The sequence below is a fragment of the Comamonas sp. JUb58 genome (genome assembly GCF_004364775.1).
Taxonomy (GTDB): Bacteria; Pseudomonadota; Gammaproteobacteria; order Burkholderiales; family Burkholderiaceae_C; genus Comamonas.
The window spans coordinates 1-24,209 of record NZ_SOAL01000026.1; the positions used below are offsets into that span (position 1 = coordinate 1).

Annotated in this window: 20 protein-coding genes; 10 read left to right on the forward strand and 10 right to left on the reverse strand. The window is 63.6% G+C overall.

Going from position 1 to position 24,209, the window contains the following annotated elements:
* Positions 1 to 136 precede the first annotated feature (136 nt).
* The 5 genes from grxD to hemA all read right to left on the reverse strand — a co-directional run bounded on the left by grxD (position 137) and on the right by hemA (position 6,003).
* Positions 137 to 457, reverse strand: a complete 321-nt coding sequence (gene grxD / locus EDF71_RS22145; RefSeq protein ID WP_133858703.1) for a Grx4 family monothiol glutaredoxin — start codon at positions 455 to 457, stop codon at positions 137 to 139.
* A 100-nt stretch (positions 458 to 557) separates the two neighbouring features.
* Positions 558 to 1,424, reverse strand: coding sequence for a peptide chain release factor N(5)-glutamine methyltransferase (gene prmC, locus EDF71_RS22150; protein ID WP_133858704.1), 867 nt, complete (start codon positions 1,422 to 1,424; stop codon positions 558 to 560).
* 29 nt (positions 1,425 to 1,453) lie between these two features.
* Positions 1,454 to 3,475 (reverse strand): PEP/pyruvate-binding domain-containing protein, encoded by a 2,022-nt coding sequence (locus tag EDF71_RS22155; protein ID WP_243854406.1) that lies wholly within the window; start codon positions 3,473 to 3,475, stop codon positions 1,454 to 1,456.
* Between the two features lie 8 nt (positions 3,476 to 3,483).
* Positions 3,484 to 4,569 (reverse strand): peptide chain release factor 1, encoded by a 1,086-nt coding sequence (gene prfA, locus EDF71_RS22160; protein ID WP_133858705.1) that lies wholly within the window; start codon positions 4,567 to 4,569, stop codon positions 3,484 to 3,486.
* Positions 4,570 to 4,686: 117 nt separating this feature from the next.
* Positions 4,687 to 6,003 carry a glutamyl-tRNA reductase gene (gene hemA, locus EDF71_RS22165; protein WP_133858706.1) on the reverse strand — a complete coding sequence of 439 codons (1,317 nt, stop codon included), beginning with the start codon at positions 6,001 to 6,003 and terminating at the stop codon, positions 4,687 to 4,689.
* A 79-nt stretch (positions 6,004 to 6,082) separates the two neighbouring features.
* Here hemA and EDF71_RS22170 point away from each other — a divergent pair, with 79 nt between their 5' ends.
* The 3 genes from EDF71_RS22170 to EDF71_RS22180 all read left to right on the forward strand — a co-directional run bounded on the left by EDF71_RS22170 (position 6,083) and on the right by EDF71_RS22180 (position 8,982).
* On the forward strand, positions 6,083 to 6,361 hold the full coding sequence (locus EDF71_RS22170) for a hypothetical protein (RefSeq protein ID WP_133858707.1): 279 nt from the start codon (positions 6,083 to 6,085) through the stop codon (positions 6,359 to 6,361).
* Between the two features lie 135 nt (positions 6,362 to 6,496).
* Positions 6,497 to 7,870, forward strand: a complete 1,374-nt coding sequence (locus EDF71_RS22175; protein WP_166656617.1) for a hypothetical protein — start codon at positions 6,497 to 6,499, stop codon at positions 7,868 to 7,870.
* A gap of 137 nt (positions 7,871 to 8,007) precedes the next feature.
* Positions 8,008 to 8,982 carry a tripartite tricarboxylate transporter substrate binding protein gene (locus EDF71_RS22180; protein ID WP_133858709.1) on the forward strand — a complete coding sequence of 325 codons (975 nt, stop codon included), beginning with the start codon at positions 8,008 to 8,010 and terminating at the stop codon, positions 8,980 to 8,982.
* Between the two features lie 77 nt (positions 8,983 to 9,059).
* On the opposite strand, the gene ugpQ is transcribed toward EDF71_RS22180, so the two are convergent.
* The 5 genes from ugpQ to ugpB form a co-directional block, all read right to left on the reverse strand.
* Positions 9,060 to 9,833, reverse strand: a complete 774-nt coding sequence (gene ugpQ / locus EDF71_RS22185) for a glycerophosphodiester phosphodiesterase (RefSeq protein ID WP_133858710.1) — start codon at positions 9,831 to 9,833, stop codon at positions 9,060 to 9,062.
* Between the two features lie 115 nt (positions 9,834 to 9,948).
* Positions 9,949 to 10,956: a sn-glycerol-3-phosphate ABC transporter ATP-binding protein UgpC gene (gene ugpC / locus EDF71_RS22190; RefSeq protein ID WP_133858711.1), complete on the reverse strand. Its 1,008-nt coding sequence runs from the start codon at positions 10,954 to 10,956 to the stop codon at positions 9,949 to 9,951.
* Between the two features lie 54 nt (positions 10,957 to 11,010).
* Positions 11,011 to 11,859: a sn-glycerol-3-phosphate ABC transporter permease UgpE gene (gene ugpE / locus EDF71_RS22195; protein WP_116927066.1), complete on the reverse strand. Its 849-nt coding sequence runs from the start codon at positions 11,857 to 11,859 to the stop codon at positions 11,011 to 11,013.
* A 2-nt stretch (positions 11,860 to 11,861) separates the two neighbouring features.
* On the reverse strand, positions 11,862 to 12,743 hold the full coding sequence (ugpA, locus tag EDF71_RS22200; RefSeq protein WP_133858712.1) for a sn-glycerol-3-phosphate ABC transporter permease UgpA: 882 nt from the start codon (positions 12,741 to 12,743) through the stop codon (positions 11,862 to 11,864).
* 110 nt (positions 12,744 to 12,853) lie between these two features.
* Positions 12,854 to 14,170, reverse strand: coding sequence for a sn-glycerol-3-phosphate ABC transporter substrate-binding protein UgpB (ugpB, locus tag EDF71_RS22205; RefSeq protein ID WP_133858713.1), 1,317 nt, complete (start codon positions 14,168 to 14,170; stop codon positions 12,854 to 12,856).
* Positions 14,171 to 14,673: 503 nt separating this feature from the next.
* Between ugpB and EDF71_RS22210 the strand changes: the two genes are divergently transcribed.
* The 7 genes from EDF71_RS22210 (at position 14,674) to ubiB (ending at position 24,188) form a co-directional block, all read left to right on the forward strand.
* Complete coding sequence (locus tag EDF71_RS22210) at positions 14,674 to 18,585, forward strand: FAD/FMN-binding oxidoreductase (RefSeq protein ID WP_133858714.1); 3,912 nt, start codon at positions 14,674 to 14,676, stop codon at positions 18,583 to 18,585.
* Positions 18,582 to 19,055 carry an HIT family protein gene (locus EDF71_RS22215; RefSeq protein ID WP_133858715.1) on the forward strand — a complete coding sequence of 158 codons (474 nt, stop codon included), beginning with the start codon at positions 18,582 to 18,584 and terminating at the stop codon, positions 19,053 to 19,055. The genes EDF71_RS22210 and EDF71_RS22215 overlap by 4 nt, the downstream gene beginning before the upstream one ends.
* A gap of 103 nt (positions 19,056 to 19,158) precedes the next feature.
* Positions 19,159 to 19,575, forward strand: coding sequence for a DUF971 domain-containing protein (locus EDF71_RS22220; RefSeq protein WP_133858716.1), 417 nt, complete (start codon positions 19,159 to 19,161; stop codon positions 19,573 to 19,575).
* 190 nt (positions 19,576 to 19,765) lie between these two features.
* Positions 19,766 to 20,497 (forward strand): bifunctional demethylmenaquinone methyltransferase/2-methoxy-6-polyprenyl-1,4-benzoquinol methylase UbiE, encoded by a 732-nt coding sequence (gene ubiE, locus EDF71_RS22225; protein ID WP_133858717.1) that lies wholly within the window; start codon positions 19,766 to 19,768, stop codon positions 20,495 to 20,497.
* A gap of 147 nt (positions 20,498 to 20,644) precedes the next feature.
* Positions 20,645 to 21,637: a TIM44-like domain-containing protein gene (locus EDF71_RS22230; protein WP_133858718.1), complete on the forward strand. Its 993-nt coding sequence runs from the start codon at positions 20,645 to 20,647 to the stop codon at positions 21,635 to 21,637.
* Between the two features lie 341 nt (positions 21,638 to 21,978).
* Complete coding sequence (locus tag EDF71_RS22235; RefSeq protein ID WP_243854407.1) at positions 21,979 to 22,620, forward strand: hypothetical protein; 642 nt, start codon at positions 21,979 to 21,981, stop codon at positions 22,618 to 22,620.
* Positions 22,617 to 24,188, forward strand: coding sequence for a ubiquinone biosynthesis regulatory protein kinase UbiB (gene ubiB, locus EDF71_RS22240; protein ID WP_133858719.1), 1,572 nt, complete (start codon positions 22,617 to 22,619; stop codon positions 24,186 to 24,188). Before EDF71_RS22235 ends, ubiB begins: the two co-directional genes overlap by 4 nt.
* The last annotated feature ends 21 nt before the right edge of the window (positions 24,189 to 24,209 follow it).

A 24,209-nucleotide genomic window follows, 5' to 3' on the forward strand; every position in this document is an offset into this window, starting at 1 on the left:
AAGCTCAAACTAAAAGGCCTGAGCCCGGTGGAGTACCGAACTCAGGCCTTGAGCCGCTAACATTCAACTGTCCAACTTCTTGGGGTCAGTTCAAAGGCGGCCTGGCTGCGGCGGACAAGCGGCGGGCGCTAGGCGATCAGAGCGTGGCCACCAGCTGCTGCAGCTCACCCGATTCGTACATTTCCATCATGATGTCCGAGCCGCCGACAAACTCGCCTTTGACGTACAGCTGCGGGATCGTGGGCCACTGGCTGTAGTCCTTGATGCCTTGGCGGATCTCGGGATCTTCCAGCACGTTAACGGTGGTCAGACCACGGGTCTCCACGCCACTGGCTTTGAGAATCTGAATGGCACGGCCGGAGAATCCGCATTGCGGAAAGCTGGCTGTTCCCTTCATGAACAGCACGATGTCATGGCCTTTGACCAGCTGGTCGATGCGTTGTTGGGTATCGCTCATGGATGGGCTCCGTCGGGGCGTGTGGGTTGCAATGTAATCGGGTCGTCGCTTGCCTAGATACGGGCGTTTGGCCGCATATCAAGCGCAGGCATGGTCACTATTATTTCACGGAAGGCCATTGCCCGCCGCTGGCGCGCTCGATGCCAGCCAGGTCCTTGCGGCTTTGCACCTGGGCAAAACCGCGCTGGGCCAGCAGCGCGCGCACGTCGTCTGCCTGGTCCCAGCCATGCTCGATCAGCAGCCAGCCGCCTTCGCGCAGATAGCCGGGAGCGGTATCGACGATATGGCGGATGTCGTCCAGGCCATCGGCGCCGCTGGTCAGTGCCTGGCGGGGCTCATGGCGCAGCGCGGGCATGTGCGGGTCGTCGTCGCGGATGTAGGGCGGGTTGCTGACGATGGCATCAAACAGGCCCTGCAGGGCCGACAGCCAGTGGCTGTGCGCAAAACGCAGCGGCAGCTGCAAGCGCGCCGCATTGGCCTGGGCAACGGCCAGTGCATCGGTACTGGCATCCACCGCCCAGACCTCGGCTGCAGGCCGCGCATGCTGCAAGGCTAGCGCAATCGCGCCGCTGCCGGTGCCCAGGTCGGCCAGGCGCAGGGCTGGCTGGCCTGGGGTGGCATCGGGCAGCAGCTCCAGCGCCCAGTCCACCAGGGTTTCGGTGTCGGGGCGCGGGTCCAGCACGCGGGCATCCACGGCCAGGTCCAGTCCGTAAAAGCCTTTGTGGCCCGTCAGATAGGCCACCGGCTCGCCATCGGCGCGGCGCTGCAGCCATTGCTGCCACTGCGCGGTCTGCGCGCTGGTCAGATAGTCGCCATCATGGGTGATGAGCCAGGCGCGCGCATGGGTGGGCTGGCCGCAGAGCTGCAGCAGCAGCATTTGCGCATCGATGCGGGCAATGCCCAGCGCAGCGGCTTGCGCCAGCGCCTGGGTGACCGTGATGGGGGTGTCGGGGGTGGGAGTATTCATGTCGGTGCGCGATTCGCTGGTGCTGCGGGCTAGCGGTTGGCGGCCTGCACAAAGGGCCGCGATTGCAGGATCAGGACCTGGTCGCCAGCAACCGCCCATTCAATATCCTGGGTGCGGCCGCCAAACTGCTTCTCGATCGCAGCGGCGGCATCGGCCAGTCGTTTGACCAGCGCATCGCTCAGCACCTGGCGCTGCGCGACGGCCACTTCCTGCACGCCACCGCCGGGTGCCAGGCGCAGCTCGGTGTCCTCGGCCGAGCGGCTGAGCACCTGCACGGCCTTGCTGCGGCGCGAGTACAGCACCTGCTCGGCCACCCTCCGGCCTTCCACCACGCGGATGCCGATGCCGCGCTTGGCGGCGATAAACACGCTGTGCGGGCTGTGGCCCAGCGGGTCGCGCGTGACCATCACACCCGAGGCCTCAGAGTCCACCGCCTTTTGTACCAGCACGGCCATCGCAACGGCGTCCTGCGCAATGCCGGCGGCACGGCGCGCCTCCCAGGCCTCAAAGTTGAAGACCGAGGCCCAGACCTTGCGCACGGCATCCTGCAAGGCCGCCTCGCCCTTCACATTGGGCACGGTGGTGTAGAGGCCGGCACCGCTGAAGCCGGGCAAATCCTCCGAGCTGGAGGAGCTGCGCACAAACACGCCGGCCTGCTGCAACTGGCTGGTCCAGCGCGCCTGCAGGCTGTTCACAAAAGCGGCATCCAGCGGCATCTGCTCGATCTCGGCGCGCAGCGCGGCCAGGGCGCTGCGACGCAGGGCGGCATCGCTGTCAAAGCCTGGCTGCTGCTGCATGCGCGCCACTTTTTCCGCCAGGCCAAAACGCTGCATTGCGCTGGCATAGGCGCCAAACGGCAGGCAAAAACCATCGGGCACCTGGACCCCGGCAATGCCCGCATGCCGCACCTCACCCAGGTTGGCGGCCTTGGCCCCGCACTGGCGGCGGTGGCTGGCGCGCAGGGCCGCCAGCGGCTGCAGCGCGCTGCTGCGCGTGTCGGTCTGAATACTGGCGCCCGCCAGGCTGCGCTTGATGGCTGTGCGCTCCAGGGCCTGGCTGCGCTCGGCATCGGTGGCGGCACGCAGCTGGTAGTCCTTGGCGCTGACCGCCAAATGCACCCATTGGCCGTTGTAGGCGGCCAGCAGCTGGCTGGCATCACGCACATAGGCATTGGGCACGCCCCAGCCCTTGGCCAGCAGGTTGACATGCGACACCATGGTCGAGGGTTGCTCGGTCAGCACGCCAGCCACGGGCGGCAGCGCGATGGGCACCTGGCGCAGCAGCACGATGTCGCTGGGCTGCAGGTCATGCACCTGGTCGATATCGTCTACCAGGCGCAAGCGGCCCACGGCCTGGCCCGGGTTCAGCGGCAAAAAGGTCTGCTGGCCGATCAGCGTGCTTTGCGTCAGCGCGGGGATGCCTGCGGCGACCGCCACCTGCTCTTGCGCGCTGGCATTGGCCTTGAACTGCACGGCCGCAAAAAAGTGGTTGCGCAGCTGGGCTTCGGTTTCGCGCAACAAGCTGCCGGTCAGCTGGTCGCCTTCCCAGAATTCATAGACAAAGCCCTCGATCTGCGGCTGCCAGCTCAGGGTGCCCAGGATAAAGCGGCGCCCCGCGTCGCGGTAGTTGCGGTTCAGCGCATCCTTGCCACCGCGCAACAAGCCTTGCTCGCGCAGAAAACGGTCGTGCAGCTGGTAACGCGGCGTGTTGATGAAGTAGAGCTTGGCCACAGGCCGGGCCTGGCGGTCGACCACAAAGATCACATGGGGCTGGGCCAGCGGCGTGCCGGCGTTGTAGACGCGGGCCAGCTGGTCAAAGGCGGCCTGGTTGGGCAGATCGGCGGCAAAGGGCTGGCTGCTGTGGTTGGCCATGGCCTGCGCGGGTGTGCTGCCTGGCCTGGCGATCAGCTCCTGCGCTGCGCGGCCATCCTCATACATCGAGGGCTTGCGCGCCAGCTGGGCCGAGGCGCTGCTGGCGACCAGCGCCAGGGTCATGTATCCCGCCGCACGCCAGGCAGCGCGCAACGCAAAACCGGGGTGGTGGCTGGGCATGGCTGGCCTTATTGGTTGACTTCCAGCTCGGCCAGCAACTCGGCCTCGCGTTCCGACTGCAGCGCTTCCATCAGCTCGCTCAGGTCGCCGTCCATGATGAAGCTGAGCTTGTACAAGGTCAGGTTGATGCGGTGGTCGGTGACACGGCCCTGCGGGAAGTTGTAGGTGCGGATGCGGTCGCTGCGGTCGCCCGAGCCGATCAGGCCCTTGCGCATGGCGGCCTCCTTGGCGGCGCGCTCGCTGCGCTCTTTTTCCTGGATACGGGCCTGCAGCACCTGCAAGGCCTTGGCCTTGTTGCTGTGCTGGCTGCGGCCGTCCTGGCATTCGGCGACGATGCCGGTCGGCAAGTGGACGATGCGCACAGCCGAATCGGTCTTGTTGATGTGCTGGCCGCCGGCGCCGCTGGCGCGGAAGGTATCGATGCGCAGATCGGCCGGGTTCAGGGTGATGGCCTGCTGCTCATCGGGCTCGGGCATCACCGCGACCGTGCAGGCGCTGGTGTGGATGCGGCCCTGGGTTTCGGTGGTGGGCACGCGCTGCACGCGGTGGCCGCCCGATTCAAAGCGCAGGGTGCCGTAGACGTTGTCGCCGCCGTCGACGCGCAGCACCACTTCCTTGTAGCCCCCCAGCTCGGCCTCGTTGGCGCTCATGATCTCGACCCGCCAGCCCATGCGCTCGGCGTAGCGGGTGTACATGCGGGTGATGTCCCCGGCAAACAGCGCCGATTCATCACCACCAGTGCCGGCCCGCACTTCGACAAAGGCGGGGCGGGCATCGTCCGGGTCCTTGGGCAGCAGCATGCGTTGCAGCTGCGCGGCCAGCTGCTGCAGCTCGGCTTCGCCATTGCTGATTTCTTCGCGCGCCATGTCGGCCATGTCCGGGTCGGCCAGCATCTCCTTGGCGCCTTCGATATCGGCCTCGACCTGCTGGTAGCGCGCATAGCGCTCGGCCACGGCGGCGACATCGGTGTGCTCCCGCGAGAGCTTGAGGAACTGCGGCATGTTGGCCATGATGTCCTCGCGCGAGAGCAGAAAATTCAGCTCATTGAGGCGCTCGGCATAGCGTTCCAGCTGTTGGCGGAGAAAGTCTTTCATGGCGGTCTGGTAGGCAGGGCCTGCGCCGGGGCTGCCGCAAATGCAGCGATCAAACCGGCAGGCCGAGAAAAAGAGGGGGGCGGGGAGCGAGCAGGGGCGGCAAGCCGCGCAGCGTCGCTACAAACCCGATTGGTGGCCGTTGCCACCGCCGCGCTGGCTGCGCAGGAACAGGCGCGACACCATGTCCGCGGTCTGGGCACGTGCCTGGGCGTCGCCCGCGTGCAGCTCGGCCATGGTGCCGTGCAGAATCTTTTGCGACAGGCCGCGCGTCAGCGCATCGAGCACTGCGTCCATGTCTTCGCCCTTGGCCAGGCGCTTTTTGGCACGCTCGATCTCCAGCGCACGCCAGACATCGGCCTGCGCATGGATCTGCTGGATCAAGGGCACGGCGCCGCCTTCCGGGGCGCGCTGGTCCATCCAGTGCATGAAGCGCTGCACACCGGCATCGATGATGGTTTCGGCCTGCACCACGGCAGCCTGGCGCTGCTCCTGGCCGGCCTTGACCACATGGGCCAGGTCATCCACGGTGTAGAGGTAGACATCGCCCAGGTTCTTGACTTCGCCCTCGATATCGCGGGGAACGGCCAGGTCCACCATGAAGATCGGGCGGCGCTTGCGTTTTTTCAGCGCACTCTCGACCGCGCCCAGGCCGATGATCGGAAGGCTGGACGCAGTGCAACTGATGATGGCGTCGTATTCGTGCAGGTGGTCGGGCAGGTCTGCCAGGCGCATGGTGCTGGCGCCAAAATGGGCCGCCAGTTTTTCGCCGCGCTCCAGGGTGCGGTTGGCCACCGTGATGTGGGCGGGCTGCTTGGCCGCGAAATGGGTGGCGCAGAGCTCGATCATCTCGCCAGCGCCGACAAACAGCACGCGGATCTTGGTCAGGTCTTCAAACAGCTGGCCTGCCAGGCGCACCGCAGCGGCGGCCATGCTGATGCTGTGCGCGCCGATCTCGGTGGCACTGCGCACTTCCTTGGCAACGGCAAAGCTGCGCTGGAACAGTTGGTTGAGTGTGGTGCCCAGCGAGCCGGCTTCTTCCGCAGCGCGCACGGCGTTCTTCATCTGGCCCAGGATCTGGGCCTCGCCCAGCACCATCGAATCCAGACCGCTGGCGACGCGGAAAGCGTGGCGGGCGGCCAGGTCGTTTTGCAGGGTGTAGGTGTAGTTTTTCAGCGCTTCAGCGGGCAGGTCGCCGCTTTGGGCCAGCCAGCGCAGGGTGTGGTCAAGCGCCGGCTCTTGGGCGGCGCAGTAGATCTCGGTGCGGTTGCAGGTGGACAGGATGGCGGTTTCCACACCGGCGTGGCTATGCACACCCGAGATCGTGCTGCGCAAACTCTGCAAAGTTGGCGCAATCTTGTCGAGTGCAAATGCAAACCGGCCGCGAATGTCGACCGGTGCCGTTGTGTGGTTGATGCCCAGGGCCCAAACTGCCATGCCACGGATTATAAAATCTCTGTAAATCCATTGCTTGTCGTATCAGTACCAGCTTGACTTATATCAACCTGCCCGCTCCATGCTTGCCTCCACCAGCCTCTGGCATCTGCTGAACTTCTGCGCCCCAGCCGCCTTTTTGGCGCTGTTGCTGGTGTTGGCCCGCTGGCTGTTTGCACGCAAGGCCACGCCCTTGCTGCCCTGGTACGGCCAGCTGGCGCTGCATTTTCTGATCGGCTGCGCCGCGCTTTTCATCGCGATGCTGTGGCAAGGCCGCGACGGCAGCCTGCTGGGCTATGCGCTGTTGGTGCTGGCGCTAGCCAGCAGCCAATGGGCGGTGCTGGGCGGCTGGCGGCGTTGAGGCCGGTGGCCACTACTATTTCTGCAACGATAGCTATACGTTTATTTACAATTCAGACATAATTGTGGGATGACCACCACAACGACCTTGTCTGGCCACCGCTCCCGGTGGCTTTTCTGTTTCTGCTTCCTGGTGGTGGCGGTTGTTGCGGTGGCCCTGGTCTGGGGCTCGCAGGCCTTGCTGTTTGCCGATACCAATGATTTCCAGCGCGTGGTGGGCCACCTCTACCTGACACCGATGGGCGATGGCATCCACTGGGCGCTGCCCGATCACCCCTTCCGCACGCCGGGCAATCCGGAGCTGGCCTCGCACATCTTCAGCTTCGCGGGCTGGGTGCAGCGCTTTATGCCGGGCCACCTGTTTGACCTGTCGCGCACCGCGCTGGCGGCCAAGCTGCTGCTGCTGGCCTATGCCGGCGTGCTGGCCTGGCAATGTGCGGCGGCGCTGCAGCGCGGCGCGCTGGGCTGGTCGGCCATGGCGCTGGCCTGGTTGGCCGTGTTCTTCATGGCACACAACATCGGCATGGCGCAGTCGTTTTATGCCGAATACGCCTGTCTGATTGCGCTGCCATTGCTGCTGCTGGGCCTGCTGGCCTCGCGCCGCGCGGTCCGGCTGCTGGGCCTGGGCCTGGGGGCGTTGGTCTGCGGCCTGGCCAAGGTGCAGTATTTCTATGTGCCGCTGCTGGCGCTGTTGTGTGTTTGGGCCGGCAGCCGCTGGCAGCGCATGCTGCCGGACAAGGGCCTGCTCAAGCTGCTGCTGGCGGTGCAGGTGCTGTGCCTGGTGCCCTTGTTGATCGGCAAGAATGCGAGCCTCAATGCCTACCATGGCGTCTACCTGGGCTCCTACATGGTGCTCAGCCCCGCGCAGTTCGATGGGCTGGGCGTGCCGGCCGAGCGCCGGGACTGCATCGGTGTCGATGCCTGGGGCAATGCGCTCTCGGGCCCCGGCGGCACCCAGGTGCAGCATATTGACCGTGATTGCTACCCGGTGGCGCCCAAGCTGGGCAAGGGCGATGTGCTGCGGCCCTATCTGCACTACCCGCTGACCTTGTGGCGCCTGGCGCGCTTTGCGCTGCCCAGCCATTTCACGGTGCAGTACTTCCATGTGTTTCCCGGTAACTTCTACCTGCACCGCCACGAAGGCGGCGCCAAGCCGGTGACGGATCTGTTGCAGCAGCTGACCCTGCTGCGCGACCGCAGCATCACGCCGCTGGCGCCGCTGTTTCTGCTGGCTGCATTGGCGCTGTTTGCCGCCAGCCGCTGCCGCCAAGCCGCTCGCATGCGCCCACTGGCCGTTGGCGGTCTGCTGCTGGCGCTGTTGGTGGTGTCGCAGGTCATCATCGTGCTGCTGGGCGAAGGCGTGCGCGACATGAGCAAGCACCTGTGGGCGGCGCAGCTGGCGCTGGACATGCTGGTGCTGCTGGTGGTTGTGCAAGGCCTGGGCTGGCTGGGGCTGCTGTGGCGGCGCAAGACCGCGCCCGCTGCCGAGGCGGCGGCAGCTACCGCCTGAAGGCGGCAACGTCAATTCGGAAAAAATGCGAGACAGGCGCTGGTTGTAGAAGCGGGGTGTGCCGGTCATGATGGGCTTTGCAGGCTGCGTTTGCGCTGCTTGCCTCTCTACCGATAACAAACCCAAGGAGACAAACCATGAAGCACATCGCACACGCCTGCCTGGCAGCGGTCGCCGGGCTGGCGTTCAGCGCCGCCGCCCAGGCGCAGCAGCCCTTTCCGACCAAGCCGGTGCGGGTGGTGATCGGCTTTCCCGCAGGTGGCCCGCTGGACCAGCATGCCCGCCTGCTGACCGACAAGCTCCAGGGCGTGCTCGGCCAGCCCATCATCGTTGACTACAAGCCCGGTGCCGGTGGCGCGGTGGGCGCGCAGGACGTCATGAAGGCGCCGGCCGATGGCTATACGCTGATGCTGGCCAACACCGGGGTGATGGTGATCAACCCCGCGCTCTACCCCAAGTTGCCCTACAGCACCCTGCGCGATTTCACGCCGGTGGCGCGCACGGCCATGCAGCCCTTGGCCTTGCTGGTCAACAACAAGGTGCCGGCCAAGAACCTGCAGGAGTTCATTGCCTATGCCAAGGCCAACCCGGGCAAGGTCAACTTTGGCTCGGCGGGCAATGGCGGCATCAGCCACCTGGTGCCTGAGATGTTCAAAAACGCCACCGGCCTGGACCTGGTGCACATCCCCTACAAGGGCAGTGCACCGGCCTTTACCGATCTGGTGGGCGGCCAGGTGCAGTTCATGGCCGAGAGCATTCCGCAGGCCGCTGCCTACCACAAGCAGGGCAAGGTGCGTGCGCTGGCCGTCACCAGCAAGGAGCGCAACCCGGCGCTGCCTGAGGTGCCTACGGCGATTGAAAGTGGGCTCAAGGGCTTTGAGGTGGTGGGCTTCTATGGCTTTCTTGCGCCCGCTGGTACGCCCAAAGCGGTGGTGGACCAACTCAGCGCCGCCTTTGGCCAGGTAATGCAGATGCCCGATGTGCGCGGGCGCATGGTGGAGCAGGGCGCCGACCCGGCCTTTCTCGGTGCCGATGCCTTCCAGCAGTTTCTGACGGCAGAGATGCCGCGCTGGGCCGAGGCGGTGAAGGCCTCGGGCACCAAGATGGACTGAGGCGCATTGCGCGCAAGCAAAAGCCCGGCATGGCCGGGCTTTTGTCTGGTGGTCAGCCAATGATGGCTGCGATGGCTTTACAGCAGCGGGCCGTCCTGCGCCGGGCTGAACAGATCCACCCGGTCGGTGATGATGCCGTCGGTGCCCAGGTCGATCAGGCGCTGCGCGGCCCATTCGTCGTTGACGGTGTAGCTGCTGCAGCGCAGGCCAGCGGCATGGACCTTGGCCACCAAGGCGGCATCCCAAAGCGCATGGTTGAGCACCAGTGCCTGGCAGCCCAGATCCAGCGCCAGCTGCAGCTCGGCATCGCCGCTGCCATCGGCCAGCTTGTCGACCAGCAGGCCGCGTGGGATATGGGCTGCCACTTCGCGGGCGCCACGCAGCGAATCGGCCTTGAACGAGGTGAAGAGCGGCGGCACCACGGTTTGCGGCCAGATGCGGTTCATCAACGCGCCGGTGGCACGGCCGGTTTCCAGCTCCTGGCCGGGGGTGGGCTTGATCTCGACATTCAGAAAAAGGTGGTTGGCCAGGCACCAGCGGGCCAGCGCCTCCAGGGTGGGCAGGTTCTCGCCCGCATGGCTGCGGGAATGCCAGCTGCCGGCATCGAGCTGGGCCAGCTCGCCCATGCCCAGATCGCTGCCCGTGCCCTGGGCATTGGTGGTGCGCTTGAGGTCGGCATCGTGCATCAGAAACAGCACGCCATCGCGGCTGAGCTTGGCATCGCATTCAAACATGCGGTAGCCGTGCGCGGCGCCCAGGCGGAAGGCGCTCATGGTGTTTTCGGGTGCCAGCTTGCCTGCGCCGCGGTGGGCCACCCAGCGTGGATAGGGCCAGTTGCTAGAAAGCGTCATATCAATCTCGATGAGAAAAAAGAAAAGCGCCACAAGTGCTGCACTTGGGCGCTGGTGTTCAACCGTTCAGGTCAGGAGCCAAGGCGTGGCCGCTGTGCACATCGCCTTGCCGCGCTCAGATGCGCTTGCCGGTTTCTGCGTGGAACCAGTGCAGGCGGTCTTCTCGGGCGCTGATGCGCGCCACTTCGCCGGGCTTGGGGAAGGCTTCGCCTTCTTCCACGCGCACAACGACTTCTTCACCGCCGACCTTGCCGTACAGCAGGCGTTCGGCACCCAGCAGTTCCACGGTTTCCACCTGGAACTCCCAGCCGCCCGAGGCCACCAGGTCGATGTGCTCGGGGCGGATGCCCAGGATCTGACCGGCCTTGCCGATGGGGGCGTTCTTCAGCAGGTTCATTGGCGGCGAGCCGATGAAGCCGGCCACAAAGGTCGAGGCTGGCGTGTGGTAGACCTCTTCGGGCGTGCCGAACTGCTCGACATTGCCGCCGTTCATCACGATCATGCGCTGGGCCAGGGTCATGGCCTCGACCTGGTCGTGGGTCACGAACAGGCTGGTGATGCCCAGCTCGGCGTGCAGCTTCTGGATTTCGATGCGGGTCTGGCCGCGCAGCTTGGCGTCCAGGTTGGACAGCGGCTCGTCAAACAGGAAGACCTGGGGCTGGCGCACGATGGCGCGGCCCATGGCCACGCGCTGGCGCTGGCCGCCCGACAGCTGGCGCGGTTTGCGGTCCAGCAGGTGGGACAGCTCCAGAATCTTGGCGGCCTTGTCCACGCGGCGCTTGATTTCGTCCTCGGGCACCTTGGCGAGCTTCAGGCCATAGGCCATGTTCTCGTAGTTGCTCATGTGCGGGTAGAGCGCGTAGTTCTGGAACACCATGGCGATGTTGCGCTTGGCGGGCTCCAGGTTGTTGACGTTTTTGTCGCCAATCATCAGGTCACCGCCGGTGATTTCTTCCAGGCCGGCAATCATGCGCAGCAGGGTCGACTTGCCGCAGCCCGAGGGCCCCACCAGGACGATGAATTCGCCGTCCTTGATTTCGGCATTGACGCCATGGATCACGGGCACGGCCGATTTGCCGGTGCCGTAGCGTTTGACAATGTTCTTGAGAGAGATGGAAGCCATAAGAAGGTTTCGTTGTATCGGTCAAAGATGGTGGAGGGACAAGATGGCGAGGGGTTACTTTTCGGTATCCACCAGACCTTTGACAAACCACTTTTGCATCAGCATCACCACCAGGGTCGGTGGCAGCATGGCCAGGATGGCGGTGGCCATCACGATATTCCAGTCCACAGCGGCTTCGCCGCCTGCCAGCATGCGCTTGATGCCGATCACCACGGGGTACATGTCTTCCGACGTGGTCATCAGCAAAGGCCAGAGGTACTGGTTCCAGCCGTAGATGAACTGGATCACGAACAGGGCCGCAATCGAGGTGCGCGATAGCGGCACCAGGATGTCCTTGAAAAAGCGCATTGCGCCGGCGCCGTCGATGCGTGCGGCTTCCACCAGCTCGTCCGGTACCGTCAGGAAGAACTGGCGGAACAGGAAGGTGGCGGTGGCCGAGGCGATCAGCGGCAGGGTCAGACCGGCATAGCTATTGAGCAGGCCCAGTTCTGCTACCACCTTGTAGGTGGGCAGAATCCGCACTTCAACAGGCAGCATCAGGGTGAGGAAAATCGCCCAGAAGCAGATCATCTTGAAGGGGAAGCGGAAGTAGACGATGGCAAAGGCCGACAGCAGCGAGATGGCGATCTTGCCGACGGTGATGATCATCGCCACCCAGAAGCTCACCCACATCATGTGCATGACGTTGGTGTTGGAGCCCAGCTTGCCCGAGCCGAACAGTGCGGCCTGGTAGTTTTCCCAGAGGTGGGCGCCAGGCAGCAGCGGCATGGGGGACTGCACGATGGCATCCGCCGTGTGGGTCGATGCAATGAAAGCCAGGTACAGCGGAAAGGCCACAATCGCCACGCCGAGCACCAGCACGGCGTGCGAGAAGAAATTGAGCCAGGGATTGCGGTCAACCATGATCAGTACTGCACTTTCTTTTCAACATAGCGGAACTGAACCACGGTCAGCACAATGACGATCAGCATCAGAATCACCGACTGCGCTGCAGAGCCGCCCAGATCCAGCGCCTTGAAGCCGTCCTGGTAGACCTTGTAGACCAGGATCGAGGTCGATTGGCCCGGGCCGCCTTGTGTGGCTGCATCGATGATGCCGAAGGTGTCGAAGAACGCGTAGACGATGTTGATCACCAGCAGGAAGAAGGTGGTGGGCGACAGCAGCGGCAGCTGGATGTTCCAGAAACGACGCCAGGGGCCGGCACCATCGATGGACGCCGCTTCGATCAGCGCCTTGGGGATGGATTGCAGGCCCGCGAGGAAGAACAGGAAGTTGTAGGAAATCTGCTTCCACACCGAGGCCATGACGATCAGCGCCATCGCCTGGTTGTCATTCATCATGTGGTTCCAGTTGTAGCCCAGCTTGCCCAGGTAATAGGTCACCACGCCGATGGAGGGCGAGAACAGAAACACCCACAGCACGCCGGCAATGACGGGCGCAACAGCGTAGGGGACGATCAGCAAGGTCTTGTAGACCATTGCGAAGCGCACGATGCGGTCTGCAAAGATGGCCAGCACCAGCGAGATGCCAATGCCGGCGCCTGCGACCAACACCGAGAACATGGCGGTGCGCTTGAAGGAATTCAGATAGGTGGGATCGGCGAACAGGTTGCGGAAGTTATCCAGCCCGACCCATTCGGTGCTCATGCCGAAGGCGTCTTCCATCTGGAAGGACTGCAGCACAGCCTGGCCAGCGGGCCAGAAAAAGAAAATGCCAATGATCAGCAACTGCGGTGCAATCAACACCCAGGGCAGCCATTTAGAGCGGAAAAGTACGCGTTTTTCCATGATGGAGCTCAAAAACAAAAAAACCGCCGGGGCTGCAGGCAGCCGCCGGGCGATGGTTCATCGACTGCGCCAGCCCCACGCGTGCAGGGTTGGCGCCTGTGATGAAAGGATTAAGGCTTGTACGACTTTTCGAAGCGAGCCAGCAGTTCGTTGCCACGGCTCACGATGGAGTCCAGGGCTTCCTTGCCGGTCTTCTTGCCAGCCCAGACCTGTTCGAGTTCTTCGTCCTCGATGGTGCGGATCTGTACGTAGTTGCCCAGACGGATACCACGCGAGTTGTCAGTGACCTTGCGGATCATCTGGGTCACGGCGGTGTCGGTGCCAGGGTTCTTTTGGTAGAAGCCGGACTTCTCGGTCAGGTCATACGCTGCCATGGTCACAGGCAGGTAGCCGGTGCGTTGGTGCGAAGCGGCCTGCACCTTGGTTTGCGACAGGAATTCGAAGAACTTGGCCACGCCCTTGTACTCTTCGGACTTCTTGCCAGCCATCACCCACAGCGATGCGCCACCGATCACGGTGTTCTGTGGTGCGCCCTTGACGTCAGGGTAGTAAGGCAGAGGTGCCAGGCCGTAGGCGAACTTGGCGTTCTTGGCCACGTCACCGTAGAAACCGGACGAGGTCTGGATCATCGCGCATTCACCGGCGGTGAACGAAGCCTGGGCGGTAGAAGCACGGCCCTTGTAGACAAACTCACCGGCCTTGGCAGCAGCGGCCAGGTTGTCGATGTGCTTGACGTGCAGCGGCGAGTTGATCTTCAGGCGTGCCTTGTAGCCGTTGGCGGACAGGCCGTTGTGCTCGGTCGCGAACTCAACGTTGTGCCAGGTGGAGAAGGACTCCAGCTGGGTCCAGCCTTGCCATGCCAGGGTCATCGGGCAGCTGTGGCCGCTTTCCTTGAGCTTCTTGGCAGCAGCGAACACTTCAGGCCAGGTGGTGGGCGCCTTTTCCGCGTCCAGACCTGCCTTCTTGAAGGCGTCCTTGTTGTAATAGAAGATGGTGGTCGAGCTGTTGAACGGGAAGCTCAGCATCTGGCCGTTAGGGGCGGTGTAGTAACCGGCCACGGCAGGGATGTAGGCCTTGGGGTCGAAGGACACGCCGGCGTCCGACATCACCTTGCCCACAGGCACGGTAGCGCCCTTGGAGGCCATCATCGTGGCGGTGCCCACTTCAAACACTTGCAGGATGTGGGGCGCATTGCCCGAGCGGAAGGCCGCGATCGCTGCGGTCATCGACTCGTCGTACACACCCTTGAAGGTTGGCACAACCTTGTATTCCTTTTGGCTGTCGTTGAACTCCTTGGCCAGATCGTTGACCCATTCGTTGTTCACGGCGGTCATGGAGTGCCACCATTGGATCTCGGTGACGGCATGGGCGGACAGGCTGGTAGTGGCTGCAATACCGGCAGCGATGACCAAACGCTTGAAGTGCATGAATGCTCCTAGGGGTTTATAAAACGCTCAAAAACGAATCGTATGTGGCGTTTGTGAATGTTCTGTGACGTTGTGGCATATCCGCTGGTTTTAGGCAACTGGGGAAAGCCAGCGCCCGTCCGCACAGCGTCAACAAATACAAGGCGTTACGATTGTAGTTCAGCCGCCATTCGTAATCGAGAGAAAAGTGTAACCTTAGGGGCTTAGACGCGACACTGCTTTGGGGTTGTCACATGGGACTGTCAAACAGTTGTGGTAGAGGCGGTCTGCTGCTTCGAAATGCTCAATTTCGATCAAATAAGAAAAAATAGGAAAAAGTACGCACTGACGCAGGCGGGAACGGGCCTGCGCTGACGACTGGCTGATGACGCCCGGCAAAGCCAGACTGCGGCGTACCATGTTTTAAAAGGGCCAGCCATGCGTGCAAGCCCGGTGTCATAAAATCGGTGGCCCCACTGCTTACCCATAAAAGGGAGCGCCCGCTCCCGTACAGGTCCCCACACATGAACGCACCGATTGCGCTGGCAAGCTTGCAAGCACAGGTTGACGGGCCCGCCCGTCTCCGCGAGATCCCCTACAACTACACCTCGTTCTCCGACCGCGAAATCGTGATTCGCCTGCTGGGCTCGCAGGCCTGGGATCTGCTGGACCAGCTGCGCCAGGAGCGCAAGACGGGCCGCTCGGCCCGCATGCTCTATGAGGTGATGGGTGATATCTGGGTGGTGCAACGCAACCCCTATTTGCAGGACGACCTGCTGCACAACCCGGGCCGCCGCAAGCAGCTGGTGGAAGCGCTGGAGCACCGCCTGGCCGAGGTGCAAAAGCGCCGCGCGCCCGCCGAGGACCCGGCGCGCGATGCACTGGTGGGGCAACTGATTGCAGCAGCGCAGGTGGCGGTGTCCGAGTTCGACACCACCTTGCAGGAGGCCACCGAGCTGCGCCGCAAGGTGCAGCGCACCTTCAAGCCGCTGACCGCCAAAGACAACGTCAAGTTCGACGGCCTCTCGCGCGTGAGCCATGTGACCGACGCGACCGACTGGCGCGTCGAATACCCGTTCGTGGTGCTGACGCCCGACACCGAAGAGGAAATGGCCGTGCTGGTCAAGGCCTGCATTGGCTTGGGGCTGACGATTGTGCCGCGCGGTGGCGGCACCGGTTACACCGGCGGCGCGATTCCGCTGAGCTGGCGCAGTGCCGTCATCAACACCGAGAAGCTGGAGAAGATGTCCGAGGTGGAGATGGTGTCGCTGCCGGGCATCGACCACCCGGTGCCCACGGTCTGGTCGCAGGCCGGTGTGGTGACCCAGCGCGTGGCCGATGCGGCCGAGCGCGGTGGCTTTGTGTTTGCGGTGGACCCGACCTCGATCGAGGCCTCGTGCATCGGCGGCAATATCGCGATGAATGCCGGCGGCAAGAAGGCCGTGCTCTGGGGCACGGCGCTGGACAACCTGGCCAGCTGGCGCATGGTCACGCCCGATGCGCAGTGGCTGGAAGTCACGCGTCTGGACCACAACCTGGGCAAGATCCACGACGCCGAGATGGCAAGCTTCGAGCTGAAGTACCTGGAGGCCGACGGCAAGACCCTGGTGCGCACCGAGCGCCTGGACATTCCCGGCTACAAGTTCCGCAAGGAAGGCCTGGGCAAGGACGTGACCGACAAGTTCCTCTCGGGCCTGCCGGGCATCCAGAAAGAGGGCTGCGATGGCCTGATCACCAGCGCGCGCTGGGTGGTGCACCGCATGCCTTCGCACACCCGTACCGTCTGCCTGGAGTTCTTTGGCAATGCCAAGGATGCCGTGCCCTCGATCGTCGAGATCAAGGACTATATGTTTGGCGAGCAAAAGCGCTGCGGCGTGTTGCTGGCCGGGCTGGAGCACCTGGATGACCGCTACCTGAAGGCGGTGGGCTATGCCACCAAGAGCAAGAAGCATGGCGGCCTGCCCAAGATGGTGCTGTTTGGCGACATCGTCGGCGACAACCCCGATGAAGTGGCGCGCGTGACCAGCGAAGTGGTGCGCATTGCCAACTCGCGCAGCGGCGAAGGCTTTATCGCCATCAGCCCCGAGGCGCGCAAGAAATTCTGGCTGGACCGCAAGCGCACGGCGGCCATCAGCCGCCACACCAACGCCTTCAAGATCAATGAAGACGTGGTGATTCCGCTGCCCCGCATGGCCGAGTACACCGACGGCATTGAGCGCATCAATATCGAGCTGTCGCTGAACAACAAGATCAAGCTCTGCGACGCGCTGCACGACTTTTTTGCCAAGGGCAAGCTGCCACTGGGCAAGCAGGACGATGCCAACGACATCCCGTCCGCCGAGCTGCTGGAAGACCGCGTCGCGCAAGCGCTGGTGCTGCTGACCGAGGTGCGCAACCGCTGGCAGGGCTGGCTCGACGGCGTGGCCGAACAGTTCCGTCAGCTGCAGGACCACAGCCTGCGTGCCAGCTGGAAGAACGACCTGCGTGCGCCGCTGGCCACCATCTTTGCCGGCTCAGCCTACCAGCCGATCATGGACGAGGTCATCGCCATCCACCAGCGCGTGCTCAAGGGCCGCGTGTTTGTGGCGCTGCACATGCATGCCGGCGACGGCAATGTGCACACCAACCTGCCCGTCAACAGCGATGACTATGAAATGCTGACCACCGCGCATGCCGCCGTGGCACGCATCATGGCGCTGGCGCGCAGCCTCGATGGCGTGATCTCTGGTGAGCACGGCATCGGCATCACCAAGCTGGAGTTTTTGAGCGACGACGAGCTGCGCCCCTTTGCCGAGTACAAGGCCAAGATCGACCCGCACGGCCACTTCAACAAGGGCAAGCTGCTGCGCCCCGAAGAGCGCCGCCTGCTGCTGGAGCAGACCTATGCGGGCGACAAATCTCGCAAGTCGCTGATGTATGCCGATCTGACCAATGCCTACACGCCATCCTTTGGCCTGATGGGGCACGAGTCGCTGATCATGCAGCAAAGCCATATCGGCGCGATTGCCGATTCGGTCAAGGACTGCCTGCGCTGCGGCAAGTGCAAGCCGGTCTGCGCCACCCATGTGCCGCGCGCCAACCTGCTCTACAGCCCGCGCAACAAGATTCTGGCCACTTCGCTGCTGGTCGAGGCCTTCCTGTATGAAGAGCAGACGCGCCGCGGCGTGTCCATCCGCCACTGGCAGGAGTTCGAAGACGTCTCGGACCACTGCACGGTCTGCCACAAGTGCGCCACGCCTTGCCCGGTCAAGATCGACTTTGGCGATGTGACGATGAACATGCGCAACCTGCTGCGCCAGATGGGCAAGAAGAGCTTCCGTCCGGGCAACAAGGTGGCCATGGCCATGCTCAACGCGACCAACCCCGACACCATCAAGCTGCTGCGCAAGACCATGGTGGGCGTGGGCTTCAAGGCCCAGCGCCTGGCCGTTGATGTGCTCAAGGGCTTTGGCAAGCGCCAGACCGCGCACCCGCCCGCCAGCGTGGGCACGGCACCGCTCAAGGAGCAGGTGATCCACTTCGTCAACAAGAAGTTGCCCGGTGGCCTGCCCAAACAGACGGCGCGCGCGCTGCTCGATATCGAGAACAAGGACTACGTGCCCATCATCCGGGACCCGAAGACCACCACCTCCGAGACCGAGGCGGTGTTCTACTTCCCCGGTTGCGGCTCCGAGCGCCTGTTCAGCCAGGTGGGCCTGGCCACGCAAGCCATGCTCTGGCATGCCGGCGTGCAGACCGTGCTGCCACCGGGCTACCTGTGCTGCGGTTATCCACAGCGCGGCTCGGGCCAGTTCGACAAGGCCGAGAAGATGATCACCGACAACCGGGTGCTCTTCCACCGCGTGGCCACGACCTTGAACTACCTGGACATCAAGACCGTGGTGGTGAGCTGCGGTACCTGCTACGACCAGTTGCAGGGCTACCAGTTCGACAAGATCTTCCCCGGCTGCCGCATCATCGACATCCATGAATACCTGCTGGAAAAGGGCGTGACCTTGCAGGGCAAGAGCTCCTACCTGTACCACGACCCCTGCCACACGCCGATGAAGCAGCAGGACCCGATGAAGACCGTCAAGGCCCTGGTGGGTGACAACGTGCTGAAGAGCGAGCGCTGCTGCGGCGAATCGGGCACCTTGGGTGTGACCCGTCCCGATATCTCTACGCAGATCCGCTTCCGCAAGACCGAGGAAATCCGCAAGGGCGAAGCGCAGCTGCGCGAGTCCGGCCAGGTGGAGGCCAAGGAGAACGTCAAGATCCTGACCAGCTGCCCGAGCTGCCTGCAGGGCCTGAACCGTTACCAGGGCGACCTGCAAAACGGCCTGCTCGAAGCCGACTACATCGTGGTCGAGATGGCGCGCGAGATCCTGGGTGAGAACTGGATGCCCGAGTACGTGCAGCGTGCCAACCACGGCGGCATCGAACGGGTGCTGGTATGACGGCTGCCCACGCCAACGCCAACCCCGACTGCCCGCTGTGCCAGACCGAGGGCGGACGTCTGGTCTGGCAGGGCGCCCGGGGCGGGGCGCTGCTGCGCGTCATCCATGCCGAGGAGGCCGGTTTCCCCGCCTTCTACCGCGTGGTCTGGGGCACGCATGTGGCCGAGCTGTCGGATCTGTCCGAGTCCGAGCGCCAGTGGTGCATGGATGCGGTGATGGCGGTGGAGCTGGCGCTGCGGGCCCTGGAGTCCGCACCGGCCAAGATCAACCTGGCCACTCTGGGCAATATGGTGCCCCATCTGCACTGGCATGTGATTGCACGCTATGCGGAAGACAGCCACTTCCCCGCGCCCGTCTGGGCGGCGGCCCAGCGCCCGCGCAATGCCGGGCTGGAAGCGGCGCTTGCCGCGCAACTGCCCGCAGCCGAGGCGCGCATGCAGGCTGCATTGGAGCGCCTGCGTACGGCATAATTGCTATTGTTTTTGATAGCACGGCGCTGCCTTGCATGGCCCGCCCTGCGTTCATCTGGGCTGGGGCCTGCGGGCCGCTGCGCCTGGTTTGCAAAGGATTGACATGGCTGGCTTGAACCAGGATACCCCCACCCCGACCGCACTGACTGTGCATGGCGCAAGCCGCGTGCTGGAAGTGCAATACGCCGATGGCGCGGCCTTTCGCCTGCCGTTCGAGCTGCTGCGCGTGTACTCGCCCTCGGCCGAAGTGCAGGGCCATGGCCCGGGCCAGGAAGTGCTGCAGACCGGCAAGCGCGAGGTGACCATCGTCGCGGTGGAGCCGGTGGGCAACTATGCCATCAAGCCCATCTTCTCCGATGGCCATGAAAGCGGCCTCTACAGCTGGCAGTACCTCTACGAGCTGGGCAGCCGCCAAAGCGAGCTCTGGCAGGACTACCTGGACCGCCTGCAGGCCGCAGGGGCCGACCGCGACCAGCCCATGCCCGGCAAGGCCGGCAGCGCCTGCGGACACCAGCACTGAGCCAGCGCTGGCCCTGCCAGCCGAATGGCGACACGGTCATTCGGAAAAATTTTGTATTTAAAGCTATTAAACTTATAGCTTTGAGTATTCGCCATCATTGGCTTTGGGCGTTTTATGCATTGAACTGCATACCCTCGAATAATCCGGGGTATGGGGGTCGGACGTTACAGAGCTTGCTAGCATTCACACCATGAGTACCACCCACTTTGGATTTGAGACGGTTGACGAGAAGGACAAGGCGCGCAAGGTGCGCGGTGTGTTCGACTCGGTCGCGAGCAAATATGACGTGATGAACGACCTGATGTCCGGTGGCCTGCACCGGGTCTGGAAGCACTACACCGTCATGGTTGCCAACCTCAAGGAAGGCCAGCGGGTGCTGGACATCGCGGGCGGTACCGGTGATCTATCCTTGGCCTTTGCGAAAAAGGTCGGCCACAGCGGCCAGGTGGTGCACACCGATATCAACGAAGCCATGCTGCGCGTGGGCCGCGACCGCCTGATCGACAAGGGTCTGAACCTGCCGACCACGGTCTGCGATGCCGAGGCCCTGCCTTTCCCCGACCAGTACTTTGACGTGGTGAGCGTGGCCTTTGGCCTGCGCAACATGACCAACAAGGACCAGGCGCTCAAGGAAATGTGCCGCGTGCTCAAGCCACGCGGCAAGCTGCTGGTGCTGGAGTTTTCCAAGGTAGCCAAGCCGCTGGAGAAGGCCTACGACTTGTATTCCTTCCAGGTGCTACCACGTATAGGTCAGATGGTGGCGGGCGATGCCGACAGCTACCGCTACCTGGCCGAATCGATTCGCATGCATCCTGGCCAGGCCGAACTCAAGGCCATGATGCAAAAAGCAGGCTTTGGTCATGTGGACTACCACAACATGACGGCAGGGATTACCGCCTTGCATGTCGGGATCAAATGCTGAAAAAGTGAGACGCGATACCGGTCGCAAAGCCAGGCGCCTGCCCAGTGCCCAGCGCAATACAACACAACAGACCGGTGTTGCTGAGAAGTGGGCGTGAATGTAATAGCCGGCGCAAAGGCGTACCGGCCCTAACAAAACGGAGCAAATATGACAAAACTGTGGTCAGTGGTCTTGGTGGTACTGCTGGCATTTGTGCACCTCGATGCCGATGCCAAGCGCATGGGAGGTGGCAAGTCCATGGGCCAGCAGTCCGGCAATGTGACCCAACGGCAGGCCACGCCTGCGCAAGCGCCTGGCAACAATGCCACCGCGCCTGCGCAAGCCCAGCGCCCCGCTACCCCTAACGCCGCCCCTGCGGCGCCCAAGAAGCCTTGGGGCGCGATGCTCGGCGGCCTGGCCGCTGGTCTGGGCCTGGCCTGGCTGGCCCACTCGCTGGGCTTTGGTGAAGCCTTTGCCAACATGCTGCTGATCGGCCTGGCCATCATGGCGGTGCTGGCCATCGTCGGGTTTGTGATGCGCCGCAAGGGTGCTGCTGCGGCCCAGCCTGCGCAGTCGCCTTTCGCCTTCCAGGGCGCTGGCAATGCCGCGCCGCAAGCGCCGGTATCGGCACCGGTGGCCCCGCAGTACAACCCTGAGAAGGTCGGCAACGACGCCTCGGCCCGCCCCTGGGAGCAGGGTGCAGCGCCTGTTGCAGCCGCCGCTGGTGGCAGCATGATTGGTTCTGGCCTGGCCGGTGCGCAATCCTGGGGTGTGCCTGAAGGTTTTGACACCAATGGCTTCCTGGAGGCTGCCAAGCGCAACTTCGTGACCCTGCAGTCCGCCTGGGACCGCTCGGACATCAACACCTTGCGCTCGATGATGACCGACGACATGCTCGGCGAAGTCAAGGGCCAGTTGCAGGACCGTGAGCAGCACCGCGAAGGCGTGCAGCCCAACCAGACCGATGTGGTGATGCTCGAAGCCCAGCTGCTGGGTATCGAGGATGTGGGCAACGCCTACATGGCCAGCGTCGAGTTCTCGGGCATGATCCGCGAAGAAGCCCATGCCGGCCCAAGCCCCTTCCGCGAAGTCTGGAACATGACCAAGCCCAAGGATGGCACCAGCGGCTGGCTGGTGGCAGGTCTGCAAGCACTGCAGTAGAACGTGTTAACGATCTCTACGCAGCCGCGTTGGGGTGCAATCGGGATGAGTTCGAAGCGATGGAACGCCGCTTGCACCGGGGTGCAAGCAAGGGCCAGCGCGCAGAAATCGCCCGATTTCACCCCAACCCGTAGGGACAGTGGCTTTGCGAGCGGTCCGCTTCGTTGCAGCGCTTGCCAATAGCTGGCTATTGGCTGCGCACAGCGTCTCGCATCCCATCTCGCAAAGACACTGTCGCGGCGCGAGGAGATCGTCAACACGTTCTCGCAAACCGTAAAACTCCACCGCTTTGCCTGTTAATGCTTACGACAGGCGGCGGACTTGGGGAATAATTGGGGACTATGGCAACACAGTCCCCTTTTTCTTTTCCGGGCGGCATTTTTGCGCGCATTCTGGAGTCGGCCCAACCCCCGCAGTGGCTGGTGTCTGAGGTGCAGCACCGCGTGGTGCTGTTCCTGAACCATGTGCTGATGCAGGAAAGTGCGGCCATGGAGCGCCTGGTGCGCCAAAGTGGACGCGTGGTCCAGGTGCAGTGGCGCAGCATTGTGCTGGCGCTCAAGATCACGCCCGCCGGCCTGCTGGACCTGGCCGGCACCCAGGAAACCCCCGATCTGCGCGTGCAGGTGGTCGATGATTCGCCGCTGGCCTTGGCGCGCGGCGTCATCCAGGGTGAGAAGCCCGCTATCCGCATCGATGGCGATGTGCAGTTTGCCGCCGAGATTCAGTGGCTGGTCGACCATGTGCGCTGGGATGTGGAAGAAGACCTGGCACGCCTGGTGGGCGATACCCCCGCGCATTGGCTGGCCCAGCTGGGCCAGCGCGTAGCGGCTGCGCTGCGCCAGTTCGTCAGTATGGGTGTGCGCACCGCTGACCGCTTTGGCGCCGGCCGCGCGAGCCCACAGGCCCAGCCGCCTGCACCGCCCACGCCCCCTGGCTACGGTGCGGACAGCAGCGACACGGCCAGCGAGCGCAAAGCGACATGAAGCGCTTTTTTCGCGGCTTCACCATTTTGTGGGTGGTCTGGCGCTATGGCTTGCACGACATGGTGCTGTCCAGCTTCAACCACCCATGGCTCAAGGGCATCACCCGCGTACTGCGCATAGGCCGCAAGTGGACCGAGCCGCGCGGCCAGCGCCTGCGCGAGGCGCTGGAGCAGCTGGGCCCCATCTTTGTCAAGTTCGGCCAGGTGCTGTCCACCCGGCGCGATCTGCTGCCCCCCGATATCGCCGAAGAGCTTTCGCTGCTACAGGACCGCGTGCCCTCGTTTGATCCGCGCATTGCAGTGCAGACCATCGAGCGGGCCTTCCGCAAGCCGCTGGCCGAGGTCTTTGTCAGTTTTGACGAGAAGCCCATTGCCAGCGCCTCGATTGCGCAGGTGCACTTTGCCACCATCCGCACCCGTGCGGGTGAGCTGCGCGATGTCGCCGTGAAGGTGCTGCGCCCTGGCATGCTGCCGGTGATCGACAGCGACCTGGCGCTGATGCGCACAATGGCCGAGCTGGTCGAGAAGTTCTCTGCCGACGGCAAGCGCCTCAAGCCGCGCCAGGTGGTGGCCGAGTTTGACACCTACCTGCACGACGAGCTCGACTTGATGCGCGAGGCCTCAAATGCGGCCCAACTGCGCCGCAACATGGAAGGCCTGGACCTGGTGCTGATCCCCGAGGTGTTCTGGGATTTCTGCCACCAGGAGGTGATGGTGATGGAGCGCATGAATGGCGTGCCCATCAACCAGGTCGATACCCTGCGCGCTGCCGGTGTCGATATCCCCAAGCTCGCCCGCGATGGCGTGACCATCTTCTTCACCCAGGTGTTCCGCGATGGTTTCTTCCATGCGGACATGCACCCCGGCAATATCCAGGTCAGCCTGGAGCCCGAGAGCTTTGGCCGCTATATCTCGCTGGACTTCGGCATTGTCGGCACCCTGACCGAGTTCGACAAAGAGTACCTGGCCCAGAACTTCACCGCCTTTTTCCGCCGCGACTACAAGCGCGTCGCCGAGCTGCACATCGAAAGCGGCTGGGTGCCACCCGATACCCGGGTGGACGAGCTCGAAGCCGCCATCCGCGCCGTATGCGAGCCGTACTTTGACCGCCCGCTCAAGGAAATTTCGCTGGGCATGGTGCTGATGCGCCTGTTTCAGACCTCGCGGCGCTTCCAGGTCGAGATCCAGCCTCAGCTGGTGCTGCTGCAAAAGACCCTGCTCAACATCGAAGGCCTGGGCCGCCAGCTCGACCCCGATCTGGACCTGTGGAGCACGGCCAAGCCGTTTCTCGAGAAATGGATGCTCGACCAGATGGGCCCCCAGCGCCTGTGGCGCGAGCTCAAATCCCAGGCGCCGCGTTATGCCAAGCTCCTTCCCGACATGCCCCGCCTGGTGCACCAGTACCTGGCGCGCAATGGCAGCAATGGCCACAGCGACGAGGCGCTCAAGGAGCTGCTGGCGCAGCAGAAATTGACGAACAAGCTGCTGCAGATCATCATTTGCGGCGGCATTGGTTTTGTCCTGGGGCTGGTGGTACTGCAAGTACTCATCCGCATCCGACTTTTTTAAACCTTTCAACCTTAGCCTTAC